At 61.9% G+C, this 20,249-nt stretch carries 21 protein-coding genes and 2 tRNA genes; 5 read left to right on the top strand and 18 right to left on the bottom strand.

What is annotated here, in order from left to right:
- The 3 genes from ACPPVR_RS05895 to coxB all read right to left on the bottom strand — a co-directional run bounded on the left by ACPPVR_RS05895 (nucleotide 1) and on the right by coxB (nucleotide 3,384).
- Nucleotides 1–705, bottom strand: a complete 705-nt coding sequence (locus ACPPVR_RS05895; RefSeq protein WP_426613308.1) for a cytochrome c oxidase subunit 3 — start codon at nucleotides 703–705, stop codon at nucleotides 1–3.
- A complete protein-coding gene (gene ctaD, locus ACPPVR_RS05890) occupies nucleotides 702–2,477 on the bottom strand; it encodes a cytochrome c oxidase subunit I (RefSeq protein WP_426613307.1) in 1,776 nt (591 codons plus the stop codon). Before ctaD ends, ACPPVR_RS05895 begins: the two co-directional genes overlap by 4 nt.
- A 73-nt stretch (nucleotides 2,478–2,550) precedes the next feature.
- Nucleotides 2,551–3,384 carry a cytochrome c oxidase subunit II gene (gene coxB, locus ACPPVR_RS05885; protein ID WP_426613306.1) on the bottom strand — a complete coding sequence of 278 codons (834 nt, stop codon included), beginning with the start codon at nucleotides 3,382–3,384 and terminating at the stop codon, nucleotides 2,551–2,553.
- A gap of 564 nt (nucleotides 3,385–3,948) precedes the next feature.
- Between coxB and ACPPVR_RS05880 the strand changes: the two genes are divergently transcribed.
- Nucleotides 3,949–4,845 carry a DUF2189 domain-containing protein gene (locus ACPPVR_RS05880; protein WP_426616038.1) on the top strand — a complete coding sequence of 299 codons (897 nt, stop codon included), beginning with the start codon at nucleotides 3,949–3,951 and terminating at the stop codon, nucleotides 4,843–4,845.
- Between the two features lie 125 nt (nucleotides 4,846–4,970).
- Nucleotides 4,971–5,768, top strand: coding sequence for a complex I NDUFA9 subunit family protein (locus tag ACPPVR_RS05875; protein ID WP_426613305.1), 798 nt, complete (start codon nucleotides 4,971–4,973; stop codon nucleotides 5,766–5,768).
- Nucleotides 5,769–6,053: 285 nt separating this feature from the next.
- Here ACPPVR_RS05875 and ACPPVR_RS05870 read toward each other — a convergent pair.
- The 9 genes from ACPPVR_RS05870 to ACPPVR_RS05830 form a co-directional block, all read right to left on the bottom strand.
- Nucleotides 6,054–6,129 (bottom strand) — tRNA-Phe (locus tag ACPPVR_RS05870).
- 185 nt (nucleotides 6,130–6,314) lie between these two features.
- Nucleotides 6,315–6,497: a DNA gyrase inhibitor YacG gene (gene yacG / locus ACPPVR_RS05865; protein WP_426613304.1), complete on the bottom strand. Its 183-nt coding sequence runs from the start codon at nucleotides 6,495–6,497 to the stop codon at nucleotides 6,315–6,317.
- 159 nt (nucleotides 6,498–6,656) lie between these two features.
- Nucleotides 6,657–7,286, bottom strand: a complete 630-nt coding sequence (locus ACPPVR_RS05860; protein ID WP_027520709.1) for a Maf-like protein — start codon at nucleotides 7,284–7,286, stop codon at nucleotides 6,657–6,659.
- A 157-nt stretch (nucleotides 7,287–7,443) separates the two neighbouring features.
- Nucleotides 7,444–7,911, bottom strand: coding sequence for a low molecular weight phosphatase family protein (locus ACPPVR_RS05855; protein WP_426613303.1), 468 nt, complete (start codon nucleotides 7,909–7,911; stop codon nucleotides 7,444–7,446).
- A 71-nt stretch (nucleotides 7,912–7,982) separates the two neighbouring features.
- Nucleotides 7,983–8,480, bottom strand: coding sequence for a UPF0262 family protein (locus ACPPVR_RS05850; RefSeq protein WP_426613302.1), 498 nt, complete (start codon nucleotides 8,478–8,480; stop codon nucleotides 7,983–7,985).
- Nucleotides 8,477–9,772, bottom strand: coding sequence for a histidinol dehydrogenase (gene hisD / locus ACPPVR_RS05845; RefSeq protein WP_426613301.1), 1,296 nt, complete (start codon nucleotides 9,770–9,772; stop codon nucleotides 8,477–8,479). Before hisD ends, ACPPVR_RS05850 begins: the two co-directional genes overlap by 4 nt.
- 132 nt (nucleotides 9,773–9,904) lie before the next feature.
- A complete protein-coding gene (locus tag ACPPVR_RS05840; protein ID WP_426613300.1) occupies nucleotides 9,905–10,348 on the bottom strand; it encodes a DUF2948 family protein in 444 nt (147 codons plus the stop codon).
- Nucleotides 10,349–10,430: 82 nt separating this feature from the next.
- Nucleotides 10,431–11,090 (bottom strand): NAD-dependent epimerase/dehydratase family protein, encoded by a 660-nt coding sequence (locus tag ACPPVR_RS05835; RefSeq protein ID WP_426616037.1) that lies wholly within the window; start codon nucleotides 11,088–11,090, stop codon nucleotides 10,431–10,433.
- A gap of 26 nt (nucleotides 11,091–11,116) precedes the next feature.
- The gene (locus ACPPVR_RS05830) at nucleotides 11,117–12,055 is read right to left on the bottom strand and encodes an SDR family oxidoreductase (RefSeq protein ID WP_426613299.1); all 939 of its coding nucleotides are present in this window, start codon (nucleotides 12,053–12,055) and stop codon (nucleotides 11,117–11,119) included.
- An 89-nt stretch (nucleotides 12,056–12,144) separates the two neighbouring features.
- On the opposite strand from ACPPVR_RS05830, the gene ACPPVR_RS05825 reads away from it, so the two are divergent.
- Nucleotides 12,145–12,786: a TetR/AcrR family transcriptional regulator gene (locus ACPPVR_RS05825; RefSeq protein ID WP_426613298.1), complete on the top strand. Its 642-nt coding sequence runs from the start codon at nucleotides 12,145–12,147 to the stop codon at nucleotides 12,784–12,786.
- Between the two features lie 12 nt (nucleotides 12,787–12,798).
- On the opposite strand, the gene ACPPVR_RS05820 is transcribed toward ACPPVR_RS05825, so the two are convergent.
- The 5 genes from ACPPVR_RS05820 to ACPPVR_RS05800 all read right to left on the bottom strand — a co-directional run bounded on the left by ACPPVR_RS05820 (nucleotide 12,799) and on the right by ACPPVR_RS05800 (nucleotide 16,763).
- Nucleotides 12,799–13,623, bottom strand: coding sequence for an alpha/beta fold hydrolase (locus ACPPVR_RS05820; RefSeq protein ID WP_426613297.1), 825 nt, complete (start codon nucleotides 13,621–13,623; stop codon nucleotides 12,799–12,801).
- 25 nt (nucleotides 13,624–13,648) lie between these two features.
- Nucleotides 13,649–14,158 (bottom strand): hypothetical protein, encoded by a 510-nt coding sequence (locus ACPPVR_RS05815; RefSeq protein ID WP_426613296.1) that lies wholly within the window; start codon nucleotides 14,156–14,158, stop codon nucleotides 13,649–13,651.
- A gap of 237 nt (nucleotides 14,159–14,395) precedes the next feature.
- Nucleotides 14,396–14,704 (bottom strand): EthD family reductase, encoded by a 309-nt coding sequence (locus tag ACPPVR_RS05810; RefSeq protein WP_426613295.1) that lies wholly within the window; start codon nucleotides 14,702–14,704, stop codon nucleotides 14,396–14,398.
- 124 nt (nucleotides 14,705–14,828) lie between these two features.
- Nucleotides 14,829–16,535: an FAD-dependent oxidoreductase gene (locus ACPPVR_RS05805; protein ID WP_426613294.1), complete on the bottom strand. Its 1,707-nt coding sequence runs from the start codon at nucleotides 16,533–16,535 to the stop codon at nucleotides 14,829–14,831.
- Between the two features lie 27 nt (nucleotides 16,536–16,562).
- Complete coding sequence (locus tag ACPPVR_RS05800; protein ID WP_426613293.1) at nucleotides 16,563–16,763, bottom strand: hypothetical protein; 201 nt, start codon at nucleotides 16,761–16,763, stop codon at nucleotides 16,563–16,565.
- A 319-nt stretch (nucleotides 16,764–17,082) separates the two neighbouring features.
- On the opposite strand from ACPPVR_RS05800, the gene ACPPVR_RS05795 reads away from it, so the two are divergent.
- Nucleotides 17,083–17,157, top strand: a tRNA-Thr gene (locus ACPPVR_RS05795).
- 94 nt (nucleotides 17,158–17,251) lie between these two features.
- Nucleotides 17,252–18,880, top strand: coding sequence for a hypothetical protein (locus ACPPVR_RS05790; protein WP_426613292.1), 1,629 nt, complete (start codon nucleotides 17,252–17,254; stop codon nucleotides 18,878–18,880).
- Here ACPPVR_RS05790 and ACPPVR_RS05785 read toward each other — a convergent pair.
- Nucleotides 18,877–19,824 carry a PAN domain-containing protein gene (locus ACPPVR_RS05785; RefSeq protein WP_426613291.1) on the bottom strand — a complete coding sequence of 316 codons (948 nt, stop codon included), beginning with the start codon at nucleotides 19,822–19,824 and terminating at the stop codon, nucleotides 18,877–18,879. The genes ACPPVR_RS05790 and ACPPVR_RS05785 overlap by 4 nt on opposite strands.
- Nucleotides 19,825–20,249 lie beyond the last annotated feature (425 nt).

The following is a 20,249-nucleotide window of genomic DNA, read 5'->3' as shown; positions in this document are numbered from 1 at the left end:
CTAGCTCAGCAACTGGCGACAGATGTCGACGAAATCGTCTGTCCAGCCCGTCAGCAGGCCGAGCAGGACCAGCCAGACCAACAGCAGGAAGTGCCAATAGATGGCGCATAGCTCCACGCTCAGGCGCACGTCGGTCACCGCCGCGCCGTGCCACACTTTGGCAGTCGTTCTGCCGAGGGCCACCAGACCGCCCATCAGATGCAACCCATGCACGGCAGTGATCAGGTAGAAGAACGAGTTGGCTGGATTGGACGCGAGGAAATACCCCTCAAGCCTCAGTTCGCGCCACGCCAGGAGCTGCCCAATAAGGAATGTAACGGCGGATGCTCCGCCTGCGCACAGACCGACGATGACGCCGTCGATATTGTTCCGGCGCGCGGCCGCGTGTGCGCCTTGCAGCGCCACACTGCTCAGGACCAGGACGACGGTGTTGAACCATAGCAGCCCCGGCATCGGCAGCGCCCGCCAGTCCACCATGTTCATGCGCATGGAGTAAGCGCTGATGAAGAGTGCGAACAACGAACCGACGACCGCGAGAAACACGCCCAATCCGATTTTCGCCGGCGGAAGGGACGACGTGCGCTCCTCGCGAAGATCGACCATCACTCCTTCCTCCAGCCATGGCTTGGCCGTCAACCGTTGATGGGAGAGCCACCAACCCGCAATTGCCGCTATTCCGGCCATGAACAGGATGATGGCGCTCATGGATGGGACCCCTGCGCCGCCAATCCGGCCGGCGGTTCATTTTGCGGCACGAAATCCCCGGCGGCGCCGGGGACGCTGTAATCGTAGGCCCAGCGATAAACGATCGGGAGATCCTTGCCCCAGTTGCCATGCCCCGGCGGTGTCTCAGGCGTCTGCCATTCCAGGGACGCCGCACCCCAGGGATTGCTGCCAGCCTCTCTTCCCTTGAACAGGCTCCAGATCAGATTGAACAGGAACACGAGCTGGGCGAAGCCGACGATCAGGGCCGCCACGCTCATGAACGCATTGAGGTCATGGGCGGATGCCGGAACGAAGGCCGTTTCGCCGATGTCGTGATAGCGGCGGGGCATGCCCAACAGGCCCAGATAGTGCATCGGGAAGAAGATCGCATAGGCCCCGAGGAACGAGACCCAGAAGTGGAATCGTCCGAGCGCCTCATTGAGCATGCGTCCGGTGACTTTCGGATACCAATGATAGATTCCGCCGAACACGGCCATGATCGGCGCAATACCCATCACCATGTGGAAGTGGGCGACAACGAACATCGTGTCCGACAACGGAACGTCCACGACCACGTTGCCAAGAAACAGGCCGGTCAGTCCGCCGTTTACGAAGGTGACGATGAACGCAAGCGCGAACAGCATCGGGATGGTAAGATGAATGTCGCCGCGCCACAGGGTCAGCACCCAGTTGTAAACCTTGATCGCAGTCGGGATGGCGATGATGAGCGTAGTGGTGGCGAAGAAGAACCCGAAATACGGGTTCATGCCGCTGACATACATGTGGTGCGCCCACACGACGAAGCTGAGAGCGCCGATTCCCACGATGGCCCAGACCATCATGCGGTAGCCGAAGATGTTCTTCCGCGCGTGGACGCTGATCAGATCGGAAATGATGCCGAAGGCCGGCAGGGCGACGATATAGACTTCGGGATGGCCGAAGAACCAGAACAGGTGCTGGAACAGGATCGGGCTGCCGCCGCCATATTTCGTCAGCGTGCCCATCTCGACCAGCGAGGGCATGAAGAAGCTGGTCCCCAGGAGACGATCGAGCAGCAACATCACCGAGGCGACGAACAGCGCCGGGAAGGCCAGCAGCGCCATGACGGTGGCCGTGAAAATGCCCCACACCGTCAACGGCAAACGCATCAACGTCATGCCGCGCGTGCGCGCCTGCAGCACCGTCACCACGTAGTTGAGCCCGCCCATGGTGAAGCCGATAATGAACAGGATCAGGGAGGCCAGCATCAGAACGATGCCCCATTCCTGCCCGGGCGTGCCGGAGAGGATCGCCTGGGGCGGGTATAGCGTCCAGCCGGCCCCGGTGGGCCCGCCGGGCACGAAAAAGGTCGAGGCCAGCACCACGACCGCAAGCAGGTAGACCCAGTAACTCAGCATGTTCACATAGGGGAACACCATGTCCCGGGCGCCGACCATCAGCGGGATAAGGTAGTTGCCAAAGCCTCCCAGAAACAGCGCGGTGAGAAGATAGATCACCATGATCATGCCGTGCATGGTGATAAACTGGAGATACTGGTTCGGATCGATGAATGAGAACGTGCCGGGGAATCCGAGTTGCAGCCGCATCAGCCATGACAGCACCAGCGCAACCATTCCAATGGACATCGCCGTGATCGAGTACTGGATGGCGATGACCTTGGCGTCCTGCGAAAAAACGTACCTCGTCCACCAGCTTCTCGGATGATAGAGCTCGACCTCGCCGACTTCAGCCGGTGGAACGCCTGCAACCGTGTCAAACGGGACATCGACCATCGGAATACCCTCCTTGGTCTCGCTTCAGTGAGGAGTTCGCCTTACGACAGGTGGGATCTCCTCGTCGGTGTTTTCATTCGCTTCCTGACTTGTAAGCCGCTTTCGCGACGTCGCGCTGCCCCGAAAGCTCGGCGAACGTGTGCTGCTTCTCCAGCCACGCGTGATATTCCTTCTCTTCCTCTACGACGACCTTGCCCCGCATCTGCGCGTGCGCGGCTCCGCAGAGTTCGGCGCAGAGAACCTCGAATGTTCCGGTGCGGGTGGGCGTGAACCAGTAATATGTGACCGAACCCGGGATCATATCCATCTTCGCCCGAAACTCGGGCACATAGAAATCATGCAGGACGTCAATCGAGCGGAGCAATATCTTCACCGGCTTCCCAAGCGGCAGGTGCAGGTCGTCATTCTGAATGACGACATCGTCCTGTCCGGCGGGATCGCCGGGATTCAACCCCATGGGATTTTCGGCACTGATATTGCGCGCATCGGAAGTCCCCAGCCGGCCGTCCTTTCCGGGAAGCCGATAGCTCCATTGCCACTGCTGTCCCATGACCTCGACCTCGGTCGCGTCGGCCGGAACCGTGACGAACTGGTGCCAGACAACCAGGCCCGGTGCGAGCATGGCTGCGACGCCGATTGCGGTCGCGACGCTGAGCCACCATTCGAGCTTCTTGTTTTCGGGATTGTAGGCTGCCCGCCTTCCCTCCGTGTGTCGAAAGCGGAAGACGCAATAGGCCATGAAAGCGACGACCGCGAAGAAAACCGCCCCGGTGATCCAGAATGTCAGGGTAATCGTGTCGTCGATGTAGCGCCAGTTTGAGGCAAGCGGGGTCCACCACCACGGGCTGAAAATGTGAAACAGCACCGAGGCCAGTGCAACCAAAAGCAGTATGATCGCTACAGCCATCCCTTATGCATCCTTGCCAATTAAGGCTGCGGATACGAGCTAGAGGGCGGAGCTCACGTCTGTGGCAATGGCGAATGTCATCTTCGCCATCATCGTGCCTCTTGTCTCGCCCATTCGGCCGGTTGCGACGTAAAAGGTCGACACGAACTGCACGTCAAAACCGATCATCTCACAGGAGCCGGGGCCGTTCAGTGCTTTTAAGATGGTCCCCGTCGAGCCCGGCGTCAATAGAGTCAATAGAGGAGTATGCCCGCCTCAGTCCGGATGCGGACTGGCCCGGATGCAACGCAGCCGACGGACACCCGCCGACGCCACCATTCGATGGCGCGATGCAGCAAATCGATTTGTGCGGATGCACAATTCACCCAACGACGAGCGCTATCTTGCTTCTATCGCATATCGGACTAATTTGACTGTACCGGTCGCGACAGATGTCGTCCGGCAAAGCTCCTTCACGTTGAACCTGATTTGCCGGGCTCGATCGCGAATTTCGCGCACGAGACGGATGCGTGCGATTTGAGTGCGCTCCGCTCCCCTGCGATCACAGGCAAGGAGACCGGAGCCATGGCAACAGTATTCGCAAGACCCAAACTGCAAGTGTTTGGCGTCTCTACCCCCTTTGTCGTTCGCAAGATCAGCCTTTCCGATTTGGGCAACGCGCTGCGCCTGGGCTGGGAAGACTTCAAGGCTATCCCGACTCACGCCATCGTCCTATGCGTGATTTATCCTGTTCTCGGACTTGTCCTGTTCAGACTTGTCGTCGGCTATTCGGTGCTGCCGCTGCTGTTTCCGCTCGCCGCCGGCTTTACCCTGATCGGTCCTTTTGCCGGGCTTGGCCTCTATGAGCTCAGCCGCCGCCGCGAGCGCGGAGAGGAAGCCGCGGCCTGGGATGCAATGGAGGTGCTGCGTGCACCGTCCTTCGGCGCCATGCTCGAACTCGGCGCCCTCCTGTTCGTTCTGTTCGGGGTCTGGATCGGCGCCGCGGACGCGATCTACGTTGCGACCTTCGGCCATGCTCCGGCTGCAAGCATCCCTGACTTCGCAACGCGTGTTTTGACGACACCGGAAGGATGGTCGCTCATCATCGTCGGCTGCGGCGTCGGCTTCCTGTTCGCCGTCGTAGCCCTGTGCATCAGCGTTGTGTCGTTTCCGCTGATGCTCGATCGGCACGCAACTGCGATCGACGCAATCCGGACGTCGCTGCGGGCCGTGAGAGAAAATCCAATTCCGATGGCGGCATGGGGTCTGGTTGTCGCGGCACTGCTGGCGATCGGCTCGCTGCCGTTCTTCGTCGGCCTCGCCGTCGTACTGCCGGTGCTCGGTCATGCCACTTGGCATCTTTATCGGAAGGTGGTCGAGCCTGACCCGAATCCGCCGGAACAACAGCCCCGCCCACCGATAGGTCACCGCTATGCGGCGGATTTCCCGGCCTCACTCTTCCCGTGGAGCCGCGAACGCTAGCCGGAGGCAGCAACGAACGCGCGCACCATCACTGTGTTCGGCGGAACCGGGTTTCTCGGTAGCCGCATCGTTCGCCATCTGTGCAATCACGAAATCCCGTCCGGATCGCGTCACGGCATCCGGACGTGCAGCTTCAATCCGTAGCGGCCAACATTCACGACGAGCGATCCGTCGCGAACGCGCTGGCCGGCGCCTACGGCGCCGTGAACACGGTCAGCCTTTATCGCGAGCGCGGAGGGGAGACTTTTCACTCCGTTCACGTTGAGGCGGCTCAACTTGTAGCAGCCCAGGCCCGCCGGGCCGGAGTCGAACGGCTTGTTCACGTTTCGGGGATCGGTGCCGATGCCGGCTCGCCATCCCACTACATCCGAATGCGCGGCGAAGGCGAACAGGCGGTCCGTGCGGAATTCGCCGATGCGTTTATCGTCCGCCCGGCTGTGATGTTCGGATCGGACGACGCGTTTCTTAGCACCGTCCTCAAGCTCCTTCGTCGGCTTCCGATCTATCCGATGTTCGGCCGCGGCCAGACCAGATTGCAACCGGCCTATGTCGAAGATGTTGCAGAGGCGATTGCCCGAATCATGGAGCGAGCCGAGACTCACCCGACGGTCTTTGAGTTCGGCGGCCCGACCCCCACCTCTTACGAGCAATTGCTCACAGCGATTGCGCATCAAGCTGGCCTCGCGCCTCTCCTGATTCCGATCCCGTTTGCCGTTTGGCACGCGCTGGCATGGGCCTCCGAAACGCTCCCTCGTCCACCCCTTACCCGCAATCAGGTCGAGCTGATGCGGATCGACTCTGTGTCATCACCGGAGATGCCTGGATTTGCCGAGCTTGGCATTTCGCCACATTCGATCGAGGAAATCCTCCAGAGGATGTTACCGAGTCGAGATGAAAGAGACTGCCCGGCCAGACCGCTTTAACGGCAGCCGGTTCGTGCGCGACAATCGATTGAGATTGCCGGGTTTTCTAACTTGGTTGCGGGGAGCGCAACACCCGATCTCTGCGAAGTGGTCGCCAAAACGCGAAAGGCGCCCCTCACGGGTCGTCTGCGCCGATATCGCAAGAATCCGGGTGTTGCGAGGCAGGATTTAAACGTACGTGAACTTAACGACCCCTGGGGAGAGAAATCGGCGAGCGCCGCTAGCGCCGACCGTCCCGCGAACACAATCCTGCAAGATCGTGCTCCAGCGTGGAAAAGCGTAATTTGGTGCCCAGGGGCGGAATCGAACCACCGACACTGCGATTTTCAGTCGCATGCTCTACCAACTGAGCTACCTGGGCGTGCTCCAAAGAGGGGCCAAAGCCCATCGAGCGGGCGGTTTATAGTGGGCTGAAGGCTGCCTGTCCACCCACGCTTCGCCGATGGTTTAGCGGGGCGCGGCCTGGCTGTGCACAAGACGGGGCGTGGCTCGGAGGGAACGGCGCACGGCGGGGCCTTCGGCATTTAAATAATTGATATAATAGTGTTATTCTTCGCCGTCCGCTTCGTCATCCCGGCCGGGGATGACGTAGGAGCCCTTCAGCCAGCGGTTCAGATCGACGTCGCGGCAGCGCGACGAGCAGAACGGGCGGGTGGCCTCGGACTGCGGCTTGCCGCAGATCGAGCAGGTCTTGAGGGGACTGGCGGGCTTTTTGACGTGGTCGTCCATGATCCGGGCAGCGTTTGCGAGGTGAGGGAGTTCAAGAGCCTGTCCGTAAACAGGTTCCTGAGGCGGCGGCGCGGGCGTCCCCGCCAAGGGGCCGCCGGCTATTCTACTTTGCATGGGGTTGTTTTCGAGTTTTTTGTTGGCGCGAGGCCAACGCCGCCCTCACACGCCGACGGCGTTGAGCCAGCCGAAGCGGATCGGAAAACCTTCGCCGCCGAGCAACGTGGTGGTCTCGTAGAGCGGCAGGCCGACGACGTTGCTGTAGGAGCCGACCATCTTCACCACGAAGGAGCCGGCGATGCCCTGTACGGCATAGCCGCCGGCTTTGCCGCGCCATTCGCCGGAGCCGATATAGGCCTGGATGTCGTCTTCCGAGAGGCGCTTGAAGCGAACGCGGGTCTCGACCAGGCGCTGGCGAAAGGCCTCGCGCGGGGTCACCAGCGTAATCGCGGTGTAGACGCGATGGTTGCGCCCCGACAGCAGCCGCAGGCACTGCGCGGCCTCATCCACGAGGTTGGCCTTGGGCAGGATGCGGCGGCCGACCGCCACCACCGTGTCGGCAGAGAGGATGAAGGCGCCGCGCAGTTCGTCGTCGAGCTGGACCGATTTGAGCGCCGCATCGGCCTTGGCCCGGGCCAGCCGGTTGGCGCAGGCGCGCGGCAGCTCACCCCGCTTCGGCGTCTCGTCGACGTCGGCGGGCCGGAGCGCATCCGGCTCGATGCCGGCCTGGTTGAGCAGCGACAGGCGCCGCGGCGAACCGGAGGCAAGAACGAATTTGGGGCGGCCGAGCATCAGGTGATTTTTGGGGATGAAGCAGGGGGTGAATTGCGCGCGGAACCTATCGGAAGGGGGCTGATTTCACAACCCGGGAACCCGGACTTTACTGATTCGATGGGCCCACGATGCGTGTGCCCATAGTCTGTGACGCGGGTGTTACGGGCGGCGAATGCTACCCGCTGGCAGCACCGACCTTGGCAAACCGCCGGCGGATCCGCATCAGGAGCTGGTCGCAGACGTCGCGATAGGCGGTGAGCTTCTGGTCGCGGCTGCCTTCGATGGTGGTGGGATCATGCGTCGGCCAATATTCGACGTCGGCAGCGAGCGTCCGGGTCAGCTCCAGCGCCTTGTGGTGCGCCTCGGGCGAGAGCGTGATGATGAGGTCGAAATTCAGCCCTTCCCAGTCCTCGAGCTCCTCGAAGGTCTGCGGCTTGTGGGTGGAGATGTCCTGCCCCAATTCGTCCATCACTGCGACCGCGAAAGGATCGAGCTCGCCCTTCCTCGCCCCGGCCGATTTCACGTAGAGGCCTTGCGGAAACATGTGCCGCAACAAGCTCTCGGCCATCGGCGAGCGCACGCTGTTCATCGCGCAGGCGAACAGCACCGATTGCGGATCGCGTGCGCGTGGCGGACCCGCCATCGCGCCTAGCCTTCTTTGATGGAGGGCATGGCCTTGTCGGAAAACCGCTGCACACTTTTCCGGGCCATGCCCTAACCCTTCCAGTGCAGGACGGTGATGAGCGTGAACAGCCGGCGCGAGGTCTCGAAATCGACCCGCACCTTGCCCTTCAGCCGCTCCTGGAGCGTGCGCGAACCCTCGTCATGGATGCCGCGGCGGCCCATGTCGATGGCCTCGATCTTGTCCGGCGTGGCCGTGCGGATCGCCTGGTAGTAGCTGTCGCAGATCATGAAATAGTCCTTCACGATCCGTCGGAACGGCGTCAGCGACAACAGATGCGCAACCACGGGCGTGCCGTCCTCGCGGCGTATGTCGAACATCAGCCGGCTGCCGGTGATGCCGATATGCAGCGTGAATGGCCCCTTCCCGTCCGCGCTCTCCGGTGCGAACAAATTCTGCTCGATCAAATCGTAGATCGCGATTGCGCGCTCATGCTCGATGTCGGGCCCGGAACGGCCGATCGAGTCCTCGTCGAGGGTGACCGCGACGATGCGATTGGTCGAGTCGTCCTGTTCGGGCGGCTGGGTCATGACAAATTGAGGCGCAATCCAATCGAGCGCGAATGGGCATCTAACCCCTCCGCTTTTCCGAGCGTCATCGCGGCTGGACCCAGCGCACGCAGCTGATCCGGGCCGCATTTCAGGATGGAGGTGCGCTTGATGAAGTCGTGCACCGACAGGCCTGAAGAGAATCGCGCCGAGCGCGCCGTCGGCAGCACATGGTTGGAGCCGCCGACATAATCACCGATCGCCTCCGGCGTATGCGCGCCGAGGAACACCGCGCCGGCATTGCGAATCTTTGCCGCGAGCGCGTCAGGATCTTGCGTCATGATCTCGAGATGCTCGGCGGCGATGGCATCCGCGAGCGGGATCGCCTCGCTCAGGCTCTTCACCATGATGATGGCGCCGAAATCGGCCCAGGAGGCGCTGGCGATCGCTGCGCGCGACAGCGTCTTCAACTGCGCTGCGACGGCCTTTTCGACATCGGCGGCAAGGCGCACGGAGTCGGTAATCAGGATCGACTGCGCGCTAGTATCGTGCTCGGCCTGCGCCAAGAGGTCGGCGGCGATCCAGTCGGCATTGCCGGTGTCGTCGGCAATCACCAGCACCTCGGAGGGGCCGGCGATCATGTCGATGCCGACCTTGCCGAACACCAGCCGCTTCGCGGCGGCGACATAGGCGTTGCCGGGGCCGACGATTTTTGCCACCGGCGCAATCGTCGCGGTGCCGTGCGCGAGCGCGGCCACGGCCTGCGCTCCGCCGACGCGGTAGATCTCGCTGACGCCGCCGAGCTTGGCGGCCGCGAGCACCAGCGGATTGAGCTTGCCGTCGGGCGATGGCACCACCATCACAAGGCGCGCGACGCCGGCGACTTTTGCGGGCACCGCATTCATCAGCACCGAGGATGGATAGGCAGCGGTCCCCCCGGGCACGTAGAGGCCGGCAGATTCGATTGCCGTGTAGCGCCAGCCGAGCTCGACGCCGAGCGGGTCGGTGAAGCGCTCGTCTTTCGGCAGCTGGCGGGCGTGGTAGGTCTCGATGCGGTCGCGCGCGAGCTTGAGCGCATCCAACGTCGCGGCATCGCAGGCCTTCACCGCGGCCTCGATCTCGGCGGCGGTGACGCGAAGGCCGGCCGCATCCAGCGTCAGCCGGTCGTATTTTTGCGTGGCCTCGAGCAGGGCCGCGTCGCCGCGCTTGGCCACATCGTCGACGATGGCGCGCGCGGCGGCCTCAACGTCAGCCGAGACCTCGCGCTTGGCGACGAGGAAGGCCGCGAATCGCTGGTCAAAATCGGCGCTGCTGCGGTCGAGGCGAACGGGCATTTTTCGATGGTCTTTTGGCTGGTGTTCGGGGCGGATCGGCATCACAAGACCCCCTGCTCAATGGCGCGGCGGCCCCCCGCCGTCAACCCTTGGCCGGGGCGACGTCGGAGCAAGTTTCGCTGGTATACCGCCTCACCCCTCGACCCCCAGCTCCGTTCCCAGTTCGTCCGTCCCCAGATCGGTGAGCTCGCATTCCAGGCATTCGACGTCGAGACGGATGGCGCCGCCTTGGGCGAACAGCAGCAGCGCGCTGCCGCCGGGCTCCTCGTCGCGGCCGTCCTGGGGGTGAAATTCGATGCCGACGAGGTCGAGAACGGTCTGGGACGCCGCAAGGTCGATGTTGCGCGATTTGCAGGCGAGCACCCGGTCGAAACGGAGCGCTGAAACCAGCCGGCGCGGCTCGGCCTCCCCGTCCAGCGTCTGCTCCCAGTCCAGCCGGCTCATGCCGACCACCAGGCGCTTCTCGCCCTGCCGCCAGATGATGTCGGAGGCCTGCACCAGGGCATCCTGCACATGGGTCGAGATCACGGCGAGATCATCGGCGTCGAGCGCGATCAGTTTAAGCTGGGGAGACATTCGCCGACCTTTCTCCTGCGATGCAGCTGCGGCACAACGCGCTGAGGTGCAAAAATATCCGCGAAACTAACCAGCGGATGGATCAGAGGCCATTGATATCCTCCATCTCCAGCACTTTCCGCGGATAACCCTCGCGGGCGACCCGGATCATGCCGCGGCCGATCTGCTCGGTCGAGGTGACCAGGCGCGGCGCAAGGCGGCGTAGCACCGCCCAGAGCGGCCAGCTCAAATCGTAGACGACCTGCACCCAGGCGGTCTTGGAGCGCGCACCATGCAGCGGCTGGATCGCGCCGGGCCGGAACATGAAGGCCGCCTTGAACGGCAGCTTGAGCAAATCGTTCTCGGTCTTGCCCTTGACGCGCGCCCACATCCGCGAGCCGTGCTCGGTGGAATCGGTGCCGGTTCCGGTAACATAGGTGAAGGTCATCTGTGGGTTGAGCCGCGCCAGCGTCGTCGCCGCTGCGAGCGTGATGTCATAAGTGAGGTGGCGATAGCGCTCTTCACTCATGCCAATCGAGGAAACGCCGAGACAGAAGAAGCAGGCATCGAAGCCGGTGAGATGCGCCTCGATCGCCGAATAGTCGGTGAAATCGTCGTGGATGATTTCGGTCAGCTTGGCGTTGCGCACGCCGGTCGGACTGCGGCCGACCACCAGGACGCGCTCGACGCCGAGATCGACCAGGCACTCGCGCAAAACACCCTGCCCGACCATACCGGTCGCGCCGAAGATGATGACCTGCATCGGGACGTCCCCAACGATGTCGCGGCTCATGCGGCGGCCGCGATCTCGTCGAAGGATACACCGGTCAGCGTCGCCGAGACATCCCACAGCATGGCGGCGGACGCGAAGTCCTTTGCTTGCGCCATGATCCGCGCCGGCGCTGGCGGCCCCTTCAATTCGTAGAACCAGTTCGGACCATAATAGCCGCCGGGCTCTGCGGCCGGTGCAGTGGCCGCGAACAGGGTGGGCAGCGCACCGTCGGCGGCAGACTGGCTGATGAAAGGCTGGAGCCGCTTATTGATCTGCCAGAGCCAGCGGTCCTGACCCGGACCGTTCGGAATGAGATCGGTACGCGCATAACCGGGATGCGCGGCAACGCTTCGCACGCCCCAGCCGGCGACAAGGCTGCGACGCTGCAATTCCAGCGAAAACATCAGCATCGCGAGCTTGGATTGGCAGTAAGCGCGCCAGGGGCGGTAGGACCGCTTGCTCTCGAGGTCGTCAAAATTGATCGCACCGGAACGGTGCGCAAGACTTGAGAGATTGACGACGCGCGCGGCCTTGGCGCGGCGAAGCTGCGGCAGCAGCCGCGCCGTCAGCGCATAATGGCCAAGATAGTTGGTGCCGAGCTGCATCTCGAAACCATCCTCGGTCTGCTGCCGCTTCGGCAGTGCCATCACGCCGGCATTGTTGACCAGGAGATCGAGCTGCTCGTTGCTGGCGGCAAAGCGCCGGGTGAAATCGGCGACGGAGGCAAGGCTTGCGAGGTCGAGATGTTCATAGGCAATCAGAGCGTTGGGAAACTGCTCGCAAATGCCCTCGATCGCCCGCAGGCCCTTTGCGTCGTTGCGCCCGGTGAGTATGACGATGGCTCCGGCGCCCGCCAGCGCCAGCGCCGTCTCGTAGCCAAGGCCGCCCGTGGCCCCGGTGACGACGACGGTCTTGCCGCTGAGCGAGGGGATATCTGCCGTGGTCCAGTCGGTCATGCCTTGATCTCCAGGCTTTCGGGGGTTGGAAGAGGCCCGCGACCGGTCTAAATGTGCACTTAGTGCAAATTTGCAAGAGGTGAAAGAATTTGAAGGTTTCGAAGCCGACCAAGACACGCGCCAAGCCCTTGTCCCCCGGAGAGAAATCACCGGCGGCAGCCGGCCTGCGGCAGCGCAAGCGGCAGCAGACCCGCGAGCGACTGAAGCGCGCGGCGATGGCGCTGTTCCTGGAGCGCGGCTTCGAGGCCACGACCATCGACGACATCGCGACTGCGGCCGACGTGTCGCGCCGCAGCTTCTTCCATTATTTCGTGTCCAAGGAGGACGTCGTCGCCGCCTGGCAGGAGGATGCCGCTGCCGCGCTGGTAGCCGAGATCCTGGCGCGGCCCGCGGACGAATCCATGCTCACGGCGGCGGAGAATGCAATTGCGGCGGCGGTCAAGCGGATCGATCCGACCGAGGCGGCAGCGATGTCGCGGCTCAAGCGCGACAATCCCGCGTTGCAGGCACGCGACCAGCTCAAATACGAAAAGCTCGAGCGCGCGCTGGCGGACGGGCTTGCGCAACGCTCCGGCCGCAAATCGGACCGGCTGAAGGCGCGGCTCGTCGCCATGATCGCCACCGGCGCGATGCGCGTCGGCGGCGAGAGCTGGCTCAGCGAAGGTCCGCGCGACAAACCGGAAGCTTTCGTGAAGCGGACGTTTGACGCGATCAGGGAAATCCTGGGGTGAGGTGCCTCAGCCTCACTCCTTGAAGAACGCCAAGAGGTCCGCGTTGATAGTCTCGGCGTGCGTGGTCGGCATGCCGTGCGGGAAGCCCTTGTAGGTCTTCAGCGTGCCCTTCTTGAGCAGCTTGGCCGACAGCGGCGCGGAATCGGCATAAGGCACGATCTGGTCGTCGTCGCCATGCATCACCAGCACGGGCACGCTGATCTTCTTCAAATCCTCGGTGAAGTCGGTCTGCGAAAACGCGACGATGCCGTCGTAATGCGCCTTTGCGCCGCCCATCATGCCCTGCCGCCACCAGTTCTGGATCACCGCTTCCGAGGGTTTTGCGCCGGGACGGTTGTAGCCGTAGAACGGACCCGCGGCGACGTCGCGGTAGAACGCCGCGCGGCCGGCGGCGAGTTGGGTCTGGAAGTCATCGAACACGCTCTTCGGCAGGCCGCCGGGATTGGCTGCCGTCTTGACCATCAGCGGCGGCACCGCGGAGAGGATCGCTCCCTTGGCTACACGGCTTTCGCCGTGACGGGCGATGTAGCGCACGACTTCACCGCCGCCGGTGGAATGGCCGACGTGAATGGCGTTCTTCAGATCGAGATGCGCGGTCACCGCCGCGAGATCGTCGGCATAGTGATCCATGTCGTGGCCGTCAGAGACCTGCGACGAGCGGCCATGGCCGCGGCGGTCATGTGCGATGACGCGGTAGCCCTGATTGGCGAAGAAGATCATCTGCGTGTCCCAGTCGTCGGCCGACAGCGGCCAGCCATGGCTGAACACGATCGGCTGGCCCGAGCCCCAATCCTTGTAAAAGATGTCGACGCCGTCTTTGGTGGTGATCGTGGGCATTGGACCCTCCCTTAGTCAGAAACGCTCAAGCGAACGCCATCGGCCTGTAGCGGCGCCAGGCGCCGATGGTGACCAGGACGAAGAACACCAGCACGACGCCCTGCACCACGGCGAACACCGGGCCCGACGGCGGCGCCGGCGGCACGGCCGGTGCGAGCGCGGCCAGCGCCGGCACCTTCAGGAACGACTGGATGATCAGCACGAAGACGTTGAAGTAGAGCGAGATCATCGCGGTCACGACGTAGACCGGGCGCCAGGCGCCTTTGAGCTTCATGCCGTAAAGCGCGATGCATGCGATCGCGAGCAGCACCAGCGAGATGGCGGCGATGATGTACGAGGGCAGCAGCTCCTTGAATGGAAACAGGAAGCCCGTCGCATTGGTCAGGATGGTGAAGACGAGGAAGATCGCGGTGAGGCCCGGCATCGGCTTCGAGCCGAGCAGGCCGAACATCACGACGAGGCCAGCGGCGATTCCGATCAGGCTGATGATGACATGGACTAACGTGAAGGCGGGCAGGCTCAACCCAAGAACCATGGCATCTCTCCTACTCTCAATATTGAGATCAAGAGATTAGTATTACGGTCCTCATCGGATTGCCACATGCGCCGGTATCACACATGCGTGCCAAGCCATGCGTCATCGTGCGAATCGGCAAACGCCGTGCTTTTATTTTTTGCAGCGTTGTCACAAACGACGGCAGGTTTTCGACGAAAGTTGAATCCGATCTCACAAGCACGGCCCGCGATGTGCAGGCCGCGCTTGCGCTGAGTCTCACACTTCCTTGGTGTCGAAGATCAGCAGGTCGGCGCCGCCGCTGGCGAATTTCGGCACGTCGCCCGCTGCCGCTTTGCCTGCTACGCTGCCGAAGGCCGCCTGGATGTCGGCCACGCTGTTGAAGGTGAGAATGGCGACGAGGTGAACTCCGGAAGGCCCGGCAGGGGAGCCGACCGTCCCGCTGCTGACGGCATATTTCTTCAGGCCGGGCAATTTCTTGGCGAGCGGAATGTGGGTCTCGGCATAATGCTTGTCGAAGGCGGCAGCATCCTTGGGCGTCTTGTAGAGCACGACGAGTTCGGCCATTTAGTCCTCCCGTTGAATCTTTGTTTTTCCACGCGCGATTGGTTTCGCGACGCGGTGATAGTCCGTGGGACACGGCAAGATGGCAAGTCACATTCGACTTGCCATTTGCTTGTCTTGTCCTTGACTAAAGCGCCGGCTTTGCCGCGTCGCCGAGATAGCCGTGCAGGGCGGCCACGACCTGTGCGCCCTCGCCGATGGCGCCGCCGACGCGCTTGACCGAGCCGGAGCGGACGTCGCCGACGGCATAGACGCCGGGCACGGATGTTTCGAGCGGCGCAACGAGCCGACCCTGGTTCTGCTCGGACTGCGCGCCGGTGACGACGAAACCGCCGCGATCGAGTGTCACGCCGCAGCCGTCGAGCCAGCCGGTGGCGGGATCGGCGCCGACGAACAGGAACATATTGCGGATGTCGACGGAATCCTCGTCCGCGGACAGCCGACTCCGCAAGCGGATGCGCCGCAGCAGCGAAGCCTCGTCGCCTTCGAGCGCTGAGATCTCGGTGTTGAACATCAATTCGATGTTCGGCGTCGCCTCGATGCGCTCGATGAGATAGCGCGACATGCTGGCCCCGAGGCCGCCGCCGCGGATGATCATCAGCACTTTCTTGGCGTGACCCGACAGGAACACGGCGGCCTGGCCCGCCGAATTGCCGGCGCCAACCAAAGCGACCTCTTCGCCGGAGCAAAGCCGCGCTTCCACAGGCGAGGCCCAGTACCAGACGCCGCGCCCTTCGAACTTGTCGAGATTCTCGATCTCCGGCCGGCGATAGCGTGCGCCGCTTGCGACCACCACCGCGCGCGAGCGCAAGGGATCGCCTCCGTCGATCGCCACCGAAAATGCGCCGTCGGTGCGCGTGCAGTCGAGCGACTTCACCGTCATCGGGATCATGATGTCGGCGCCGAATTTTTGCGCCTGGTTGAAGGCACGCGCGGTCAGGGCCTGGCCGGAAATGCCGGTCGGAAAGCCGAGATAATTTTCGATGCGCGCGCTGGCGCCGGCCTGGCCGCCGAAGGCGCGGGTGTCGAGCACGGCAACAGAGAGGCCCTCGGACGCCGCATACACCGCGGTGGCGAGCCCTGCCGGTCCGGAGCCGACGATCGCGACGTCGTAGATGCGATCGTTGCGCGGGCCGCCGATCATGCCGATCGCGCGCGCAAGCTCGGTCTCGCCGGGATTGCGCAGCACGGTGCCGCCGGAGGTGACGACCAGCGGCCAGTCTTCAGGCTTGGGCGAATAGCGCGCGATCACCTCAGCGGCGTCGCGATCACGCTCGGGACAGAGCAGATGATGCGGCTGCCCGTTGCGGGTGAGAAAGCCCTGCAAGCGGACGACGCCGGCCGAATTCGACGGTCCGATCAGCACCACACCGCCGACGCCGCCCTGGAGCAGATTGACCCGGCGCAGGATCAGCGCGCGCATGATGCGCTCGCCGAGCTCGGCCTCGGCGACCAGCAGCGCGCGCAGACGCTCCGGCGGCAGCAGCAGCGTCTCGACATCGCCTTCGGCGCGGCCGTCCACCAGCGCCGGCCGGCCGGAAAGCTGGCTGAGCTCAGCCAAAAATTGCCCCGGCCCCTGGTCGATCAGCGGGGTGACATGACCAAGCCCGTCGCGCTGGGTGAGGGCGACGTGGCCCTTCAGCACGACGAACATGCCCGGCCCCGGCTTGCCGGTCTCGAACAACAGCTCGCCATGCGAATAAGAGCGGAGCTCGCCGAAATTCCGCATCCGCGCGATCTCGGCTGATGTCAGCGCCGGAAAGGTCTGCTCGGGGCGCGAGAACCGCGACATCATCGTATCCTCGTCGGTTCGTTCCGGTCCGTCCTGCCCCATTGCCACGTCCACTTAACTCCAAAAAATCTAATCGCCGGTCTTGTCGAAGCTCCTGCCGGCGATCCCCTCATCTAGGGCGGCATCGTCATTCTGCGAGGGGTCGGTGCTTGCGGCGCGTTCGCGCGCCTGCACCTTCCGCCGCTTCAAATTTTCACGCAGCGCCGATTTCAGCCGGTCGTCCCGGGATCCCCTCGCCTGTCTCGTATTCTTGTCGTTCTCGTCAGCCATCACGGGTCCATCACAGCGATCGGCGGCAGGATGCCACCGAATAGCGGCAGCTCAAGAGGCCCGCGCGATCCGATCGTGCGAAACTCCAAAATGGGACGAAACCGATGCATCGGCCAACTGGCCAGTTGGTTGGGGATTTTGCGGAACCGGATCCGCCGAAAGCCGGTCATTTCGGGACGAAATAGCCGATTCCGGCCCGCAAGCGGGCCGATTTTATCGATTTCACGCGGCCGGCAAGCTTGCACAGTGGAGGGGCATGTGGCAGATATCGGCCCGCTTGGTAGGCCCCTCGTGGCGGCCGATTCTCATCCCAGCACCTGCTGCCGTAGCTCAGTGGTAGAGCACTCCATTGGTAATGGAGAGGTCGACAGTTCAATCCTGTCTGGCAGCACCATCCATCCTATTGGCTGCATTGATTTTCTTGGAAATTCGGTCCTGAGTGCCACACGAAAGTGCCACACAGACCAATGGTTTCCTTGAAGCATTCTATGTCCAAACGAGCCAGATCAACCGTTCCCCAATTCCGAATCCGGGTCCCTGCCAAAGTCGTCGATAAGCTGCGCGGCAAGCGTATCCTGCTCAGTCTCTCGAACTCGGATGACTCTCCATTCGTCCGAACGGTGACGATCGGAAACGACGTAGCGTTTAGCCTCGGAACTGACGACACGACCATTGCAGAGGCACGACAGGCCAACGCCCTAGATCACCTTCGCAGGCTGTTCGAGATGACGCAGGCCAGCCCGGTCAACCTCTCGCACAAAGATCTGGTTGCGCTATCTGGGACCGCGTATCAGCTCTACACCGAGATACACGGCCGCAATCCCGGCGAGCCAAGCGATTGGGCCTATCATAAGGCATTTCACCGCGCGGCGCTTGAAGGGCGTATCAAGAATCCACCTGCTGCCGTCTTGATGCCGAACGAAGCTGCAGCCGCGATAGAGCAATTTGGGACCATCGACAATCTGACCGAAGCTGTGAATGCATTACCAGTCGGACAATATGACGCTTTAGAAGATCGGTTTGGGCCGATTGGCGATTGGGTTCTCATACGGCACCGGATTCATCTTGCCGGGAGTGATCGGCATCGCTTTCTAAGGCTTATCGGGACCGCTGCGCTTGATGCAGGATGGCAGCTAAGGCGCAATGCCGAAGGCGACTACTCGCCTGATCCAAAAGCGCAACGCTTTCCTGCGATCGAAACCGTGAGAGCGGTGCAGCCAAAGATTACGATCAGCGGCTTGTTAGAGTCGTGGTGGAAGGAAGCCAAGGCGACGGGAAGGGCCGAGTCAACTTATAGTACTTACAAGCAGGCCATCGACCGACTGACTAAACACCTGGGGCACGATGATGCTGGCCGCGTGTCCGAGGACGACATGCTCGGCTTCAAGGATGCGCGGCTCAAGGTGGTATCGGCAAAGACATTGAAGGATGGTGATCTGCCGGGAATCCGATCCGTGTTTGGATGGGCTGTAGACAATCGTAAGTTGGCAGCGAATCCGGCCGATGCAATCAAGGTCAAGTCGGAGAAGAAAATCCGGAGTCGGCCGAAGGGCTTCACCGATCAGGAAGCAAGCGCGTTGTTCGAGGCTTGCCGCGCCTATGCAAAGAAGCCGAAAGAGGATGGTAAGACTGCAGCCGCTAAGAAATGGGCACCGCTTATAGCGGCTTATACCGGCTCTCGAATTGCCGAGGTGCTACAGCTTCGCAAAGAAGACATCCGAAATGAGGCTGGCCACCATGTCTTCGATCTCAATCCCTTGGCCGGTAGCATCAAAACCGGAACGTTCCGGCTGGTCCCGATCCATCCGCATTTGATCGAACTTGGCTTGCTACGTTTTGTTGCAGACTCGGGCGATGGTCCGCTGTTTGCTAAAGGCAGCTACAAGCGGGTTCTGGATTTTGTTCGGACAGTCGTGACCGACAAGCGCGTCCAGCCGAACCACGCATGGCGACACCGACTCAAGACGATCGCCCGCAACCTTAGATTCGATCCACGAGTCGTTGACGCCATTCAAGGTCACGCACCGCGAACGTCCGGCGAGGATTATGGCGATGTTTCGGTGATCGCCATGGCCCACGTGATCAACGATATTCCCCGGATTGCTAACGCCGGTTAAGGCGGGAGCTGTCTTTTGATTCCACTGTCCACTGTATCGTTCCGCTCAACACCAAGGATGGAACTAAACAGTTCGCAACTTTTCGTCTCTTTGAAGAAGTTAAACCCAACGCAGCGAAGATCATTCGCGCAGGAAGCTTGGCATGTAAACCGATTGGCTGTCGTCTTTACGTCAGTTGGCTGATCAACGATCCGCCTATTGCTATAAATCGCGATTGTGACCGGCGCCGCCGATATCGTTGGCAGCTCCAACGATAGCCTAACGCCCACTGTATTTCCTGGATTTAGTTGTAGCGCGTCTGGAACGCCATCTTTTAGGAAACAGTACCGATTCAAGTGGTCGAAGCTAAAGGCCGCACATTGCGAATTCCCCTCACATTCCGACGCGCAGGTGTTTAGATCCGAATTCGGAAACTTTCGAAAATCATGCCCTTCGAAGTCTCGATTCTCCCTGCTCTTAAATGATTTCAATGGATCAGGCCCCGGCCGAGAATTTGGTGGCAAGACTGGGGCTGCGCGTGAATTTAAGAACGCTCTCAGCTTTTCTGCTCGTTTGGGGTCGGAGACGAGGGCAGTATCAAGCAGAAATGTTAGGTTCTTGGCTGCCTCATCAGTGTTGCCGGTCTTGATCATTTCGAGAATGCGGCCTGATTCGGCCTTGCTTTCTTCGACCTTCAATTCTGCATCGCTCTTCGCATTCTCCAGATCGCGTTGAAGTATTCCGTTGACGAACGTGACACCGGCATTGCCTAGTGCTGCAACTGCAGCAGCGAAAATCGCCACCACCAAAGGGCTGCGCCATTTCGAACCGGCGAGATCCTTCCGCTTTAAATCAAGCTCGGCGTCCCGATTGGCTTGATCACGTTCCCTTAGGCTCAATTCGCGCTGGCGTAGTTCCGCCTCAACACGCCACTTTTCCCGCTCAAAATTAGGATCATGCTTCATCGTCTGAGGTCCACACAAGAGCGCCGGAGAGACTAGCATATTCTTGCCGATCCCGCAGGTCGGCGGCGAGCGCATTCTGAATCGCGAAATGCCTCGGGTCCGTGCAGGTGCATGCAGATCGCGCTTTACCCAGCGATGACGCCAGCCCATTATAGGCTCGATTTGGCCCAACTCGGACCTGGCGAGGCCGGCTATTGCACCGCTATCGGGGAGAAAGCGGACTTCATATCCGCCATGACTGCAGCCCGGGTTTACGAGTGCACGCTCTGGTCCTTGGCAGGAACGTAACGATGACCGAGACAGTGTAGGCCTTCGCTAATCTCCCGCTGTGTCAGATTCAAGCTTTTGAAGTAGCCATGCCGTTCAAGTCGATTGACCGAGCCACGAATGACTCCAAGGGTAAGGCCTGTCCTTTGGACGAGCTG

The organism is Bradyrhizobium sp. McL0616 (assembly GCF_049993385.1).
In the GTDB taxonomy this organism is placed as follows: Bacteria; Pseudomonadota; Alphaproteobacteria; order Rhizobiales; family Xanthobacteraceae; genus Bradyrhizobium.
This window is presented reverse-complemented; position numbering and strand designations above follow the sequence as displayed.

Excerpts from the sequence above, each read along its gene's own strand:
- ACPPVR_RS05785 (WP_426613291.1), bottom strand. The coding sequence starts at position 19,824 with ATGAAGCATGATCCTAATTTTGAGCGGGAAAAGTGGCGTGTTGAGGCG.
- ACPPVR_RS05855 (WP_426613303.1), bottom strand. The coding sequence starts at position 7,911 with ATGGCGGGTCCGCCACGCGCACGCGATCCGCAATCGGTGCTGTTCGCC.
- ACPPVR_RS05835 (WP_426616037.1), bottom strand. The coding sequence starts at position 11,090 with ATGCAGGTCATCATCTTCGGCGCGACCGGTATGGTCGGGCAGGGTGTT.
- ctaD (WP_426613307.1), bottom strand. The coding sequence starts at position 2,477 with ATGGTCGATGTCCCGTTTGACACGGTTGCAGGCGTTCCACCGGCTGAA.
- ACPPVR_RS05800 (WP_426613293.1), bottom strand. The coding sequence starts at position 16,763 with ATGGCTGACGAGAACGACAAGAATACGAGACAGGCGAGGGGATCCCGG.
- ACPPVR_RS05895 (WP_426613308.1), bottom strand. The coding sequence starts at position 705 with ATGAGCGCCATCATCCTGTTCATGGCCGGAATAGCGGCAATTGCGGGT.
- ACPPVR_RS05850 (WP_426613302.1), bottom strand. The coding sequence starts at position 8,480 with ATGACCCAGCCGCCCGAACAGGACGACTCGACCAATCGCATCGTCGCG.
- ACPPVR_RS05790 (WP_426613292.1), top strand. The coding sequence starts at position 17,252 with ATGTCCAAACGAGCCAGATCAACCGTTCCCCAATTCCGAATCCGGGTC.
- ACPPVR_RS05830 (WP_426613299.1), bottom strand. The coding sequence starts at position 12,055 with ATGACCGACTGGACCACGGCAGATATCCCCTCGCTCAGCGGCAAGACC.
- ACPPVR_RS05815 (WP_426613296.1), bottom strand. The coding sequence starts at position 14,158 with ATGGTTCTTGGGTTGAGCCTGCCCGCCTTCACGTTAGTCCATGTCATC.
- hisD (WP_426613301.1), bottom strand. The coding sequence starts at position 9,772 with ATGCCCGTTCGCCTCGACCGCAGCAGCGCCGATTTTGACCAGCGATTC.
- coxB (WP_426613306.1), bottom strand. The coding sequence starts at position 3,384 with ATGGCTGTAGCGATCATACTGCTTTTGGTTGCACTGGCCTCGGTGCTG.
- yacG (WP_426613304.1), bottom strand. The coding sequence starts at position 6,497 with ATGGACGACCACGTCAAAAAGCCCGCCAGTCCCCTCAAGACCTGCTCG.
- ACPPVR_RS05820 (WP_426613297.1), bottom strand. The coding sequence starts at position 13,623 with ATGCCCACGATCACCACCAAAGACGGCGTCGACATCTTTTACAAGGAT.
- ACPPVR_RS05840 (WP_426613300.1), bottom strand. The coding sequence starts at position 10,348 with ATGTCTCCCCAGCTTAAACTGATCGCGCTCGACGCCGATGATCTCGCC.
- ACPPVR_RS05805 (WP_426613294.1), bottom strand. The coding sequence starts at position 16,535 with ATGGGGCAGGACGGACCGGAACGAACCGACGAGGATACGATGATGTCG.
- ACPPVR_RS05860 (WP_027520709.1), bottom strand. The coding sequence starts at position 7,286 with ATGCTCGGCCGCCCCAAATTCGTTCTTGCCTCCGGTTCGCCGCGGCGC.
- ACPPVR_RS05880 (WP_426616038.1), top strand. The coding sequence starts at position 3,949 with ATGGCAACAGTATTCGCAAGACCCAAACTGCAAGTGTTTGGCGTCTCT.
- ACPPVR_RS05810 (WP_426613295.1), bottom strand. The coding sequence starts at position 14,704 with ATGGCCGAACTCGTCGTGCTCTACAAGACGCCCAAGGATGCTGCCGCC.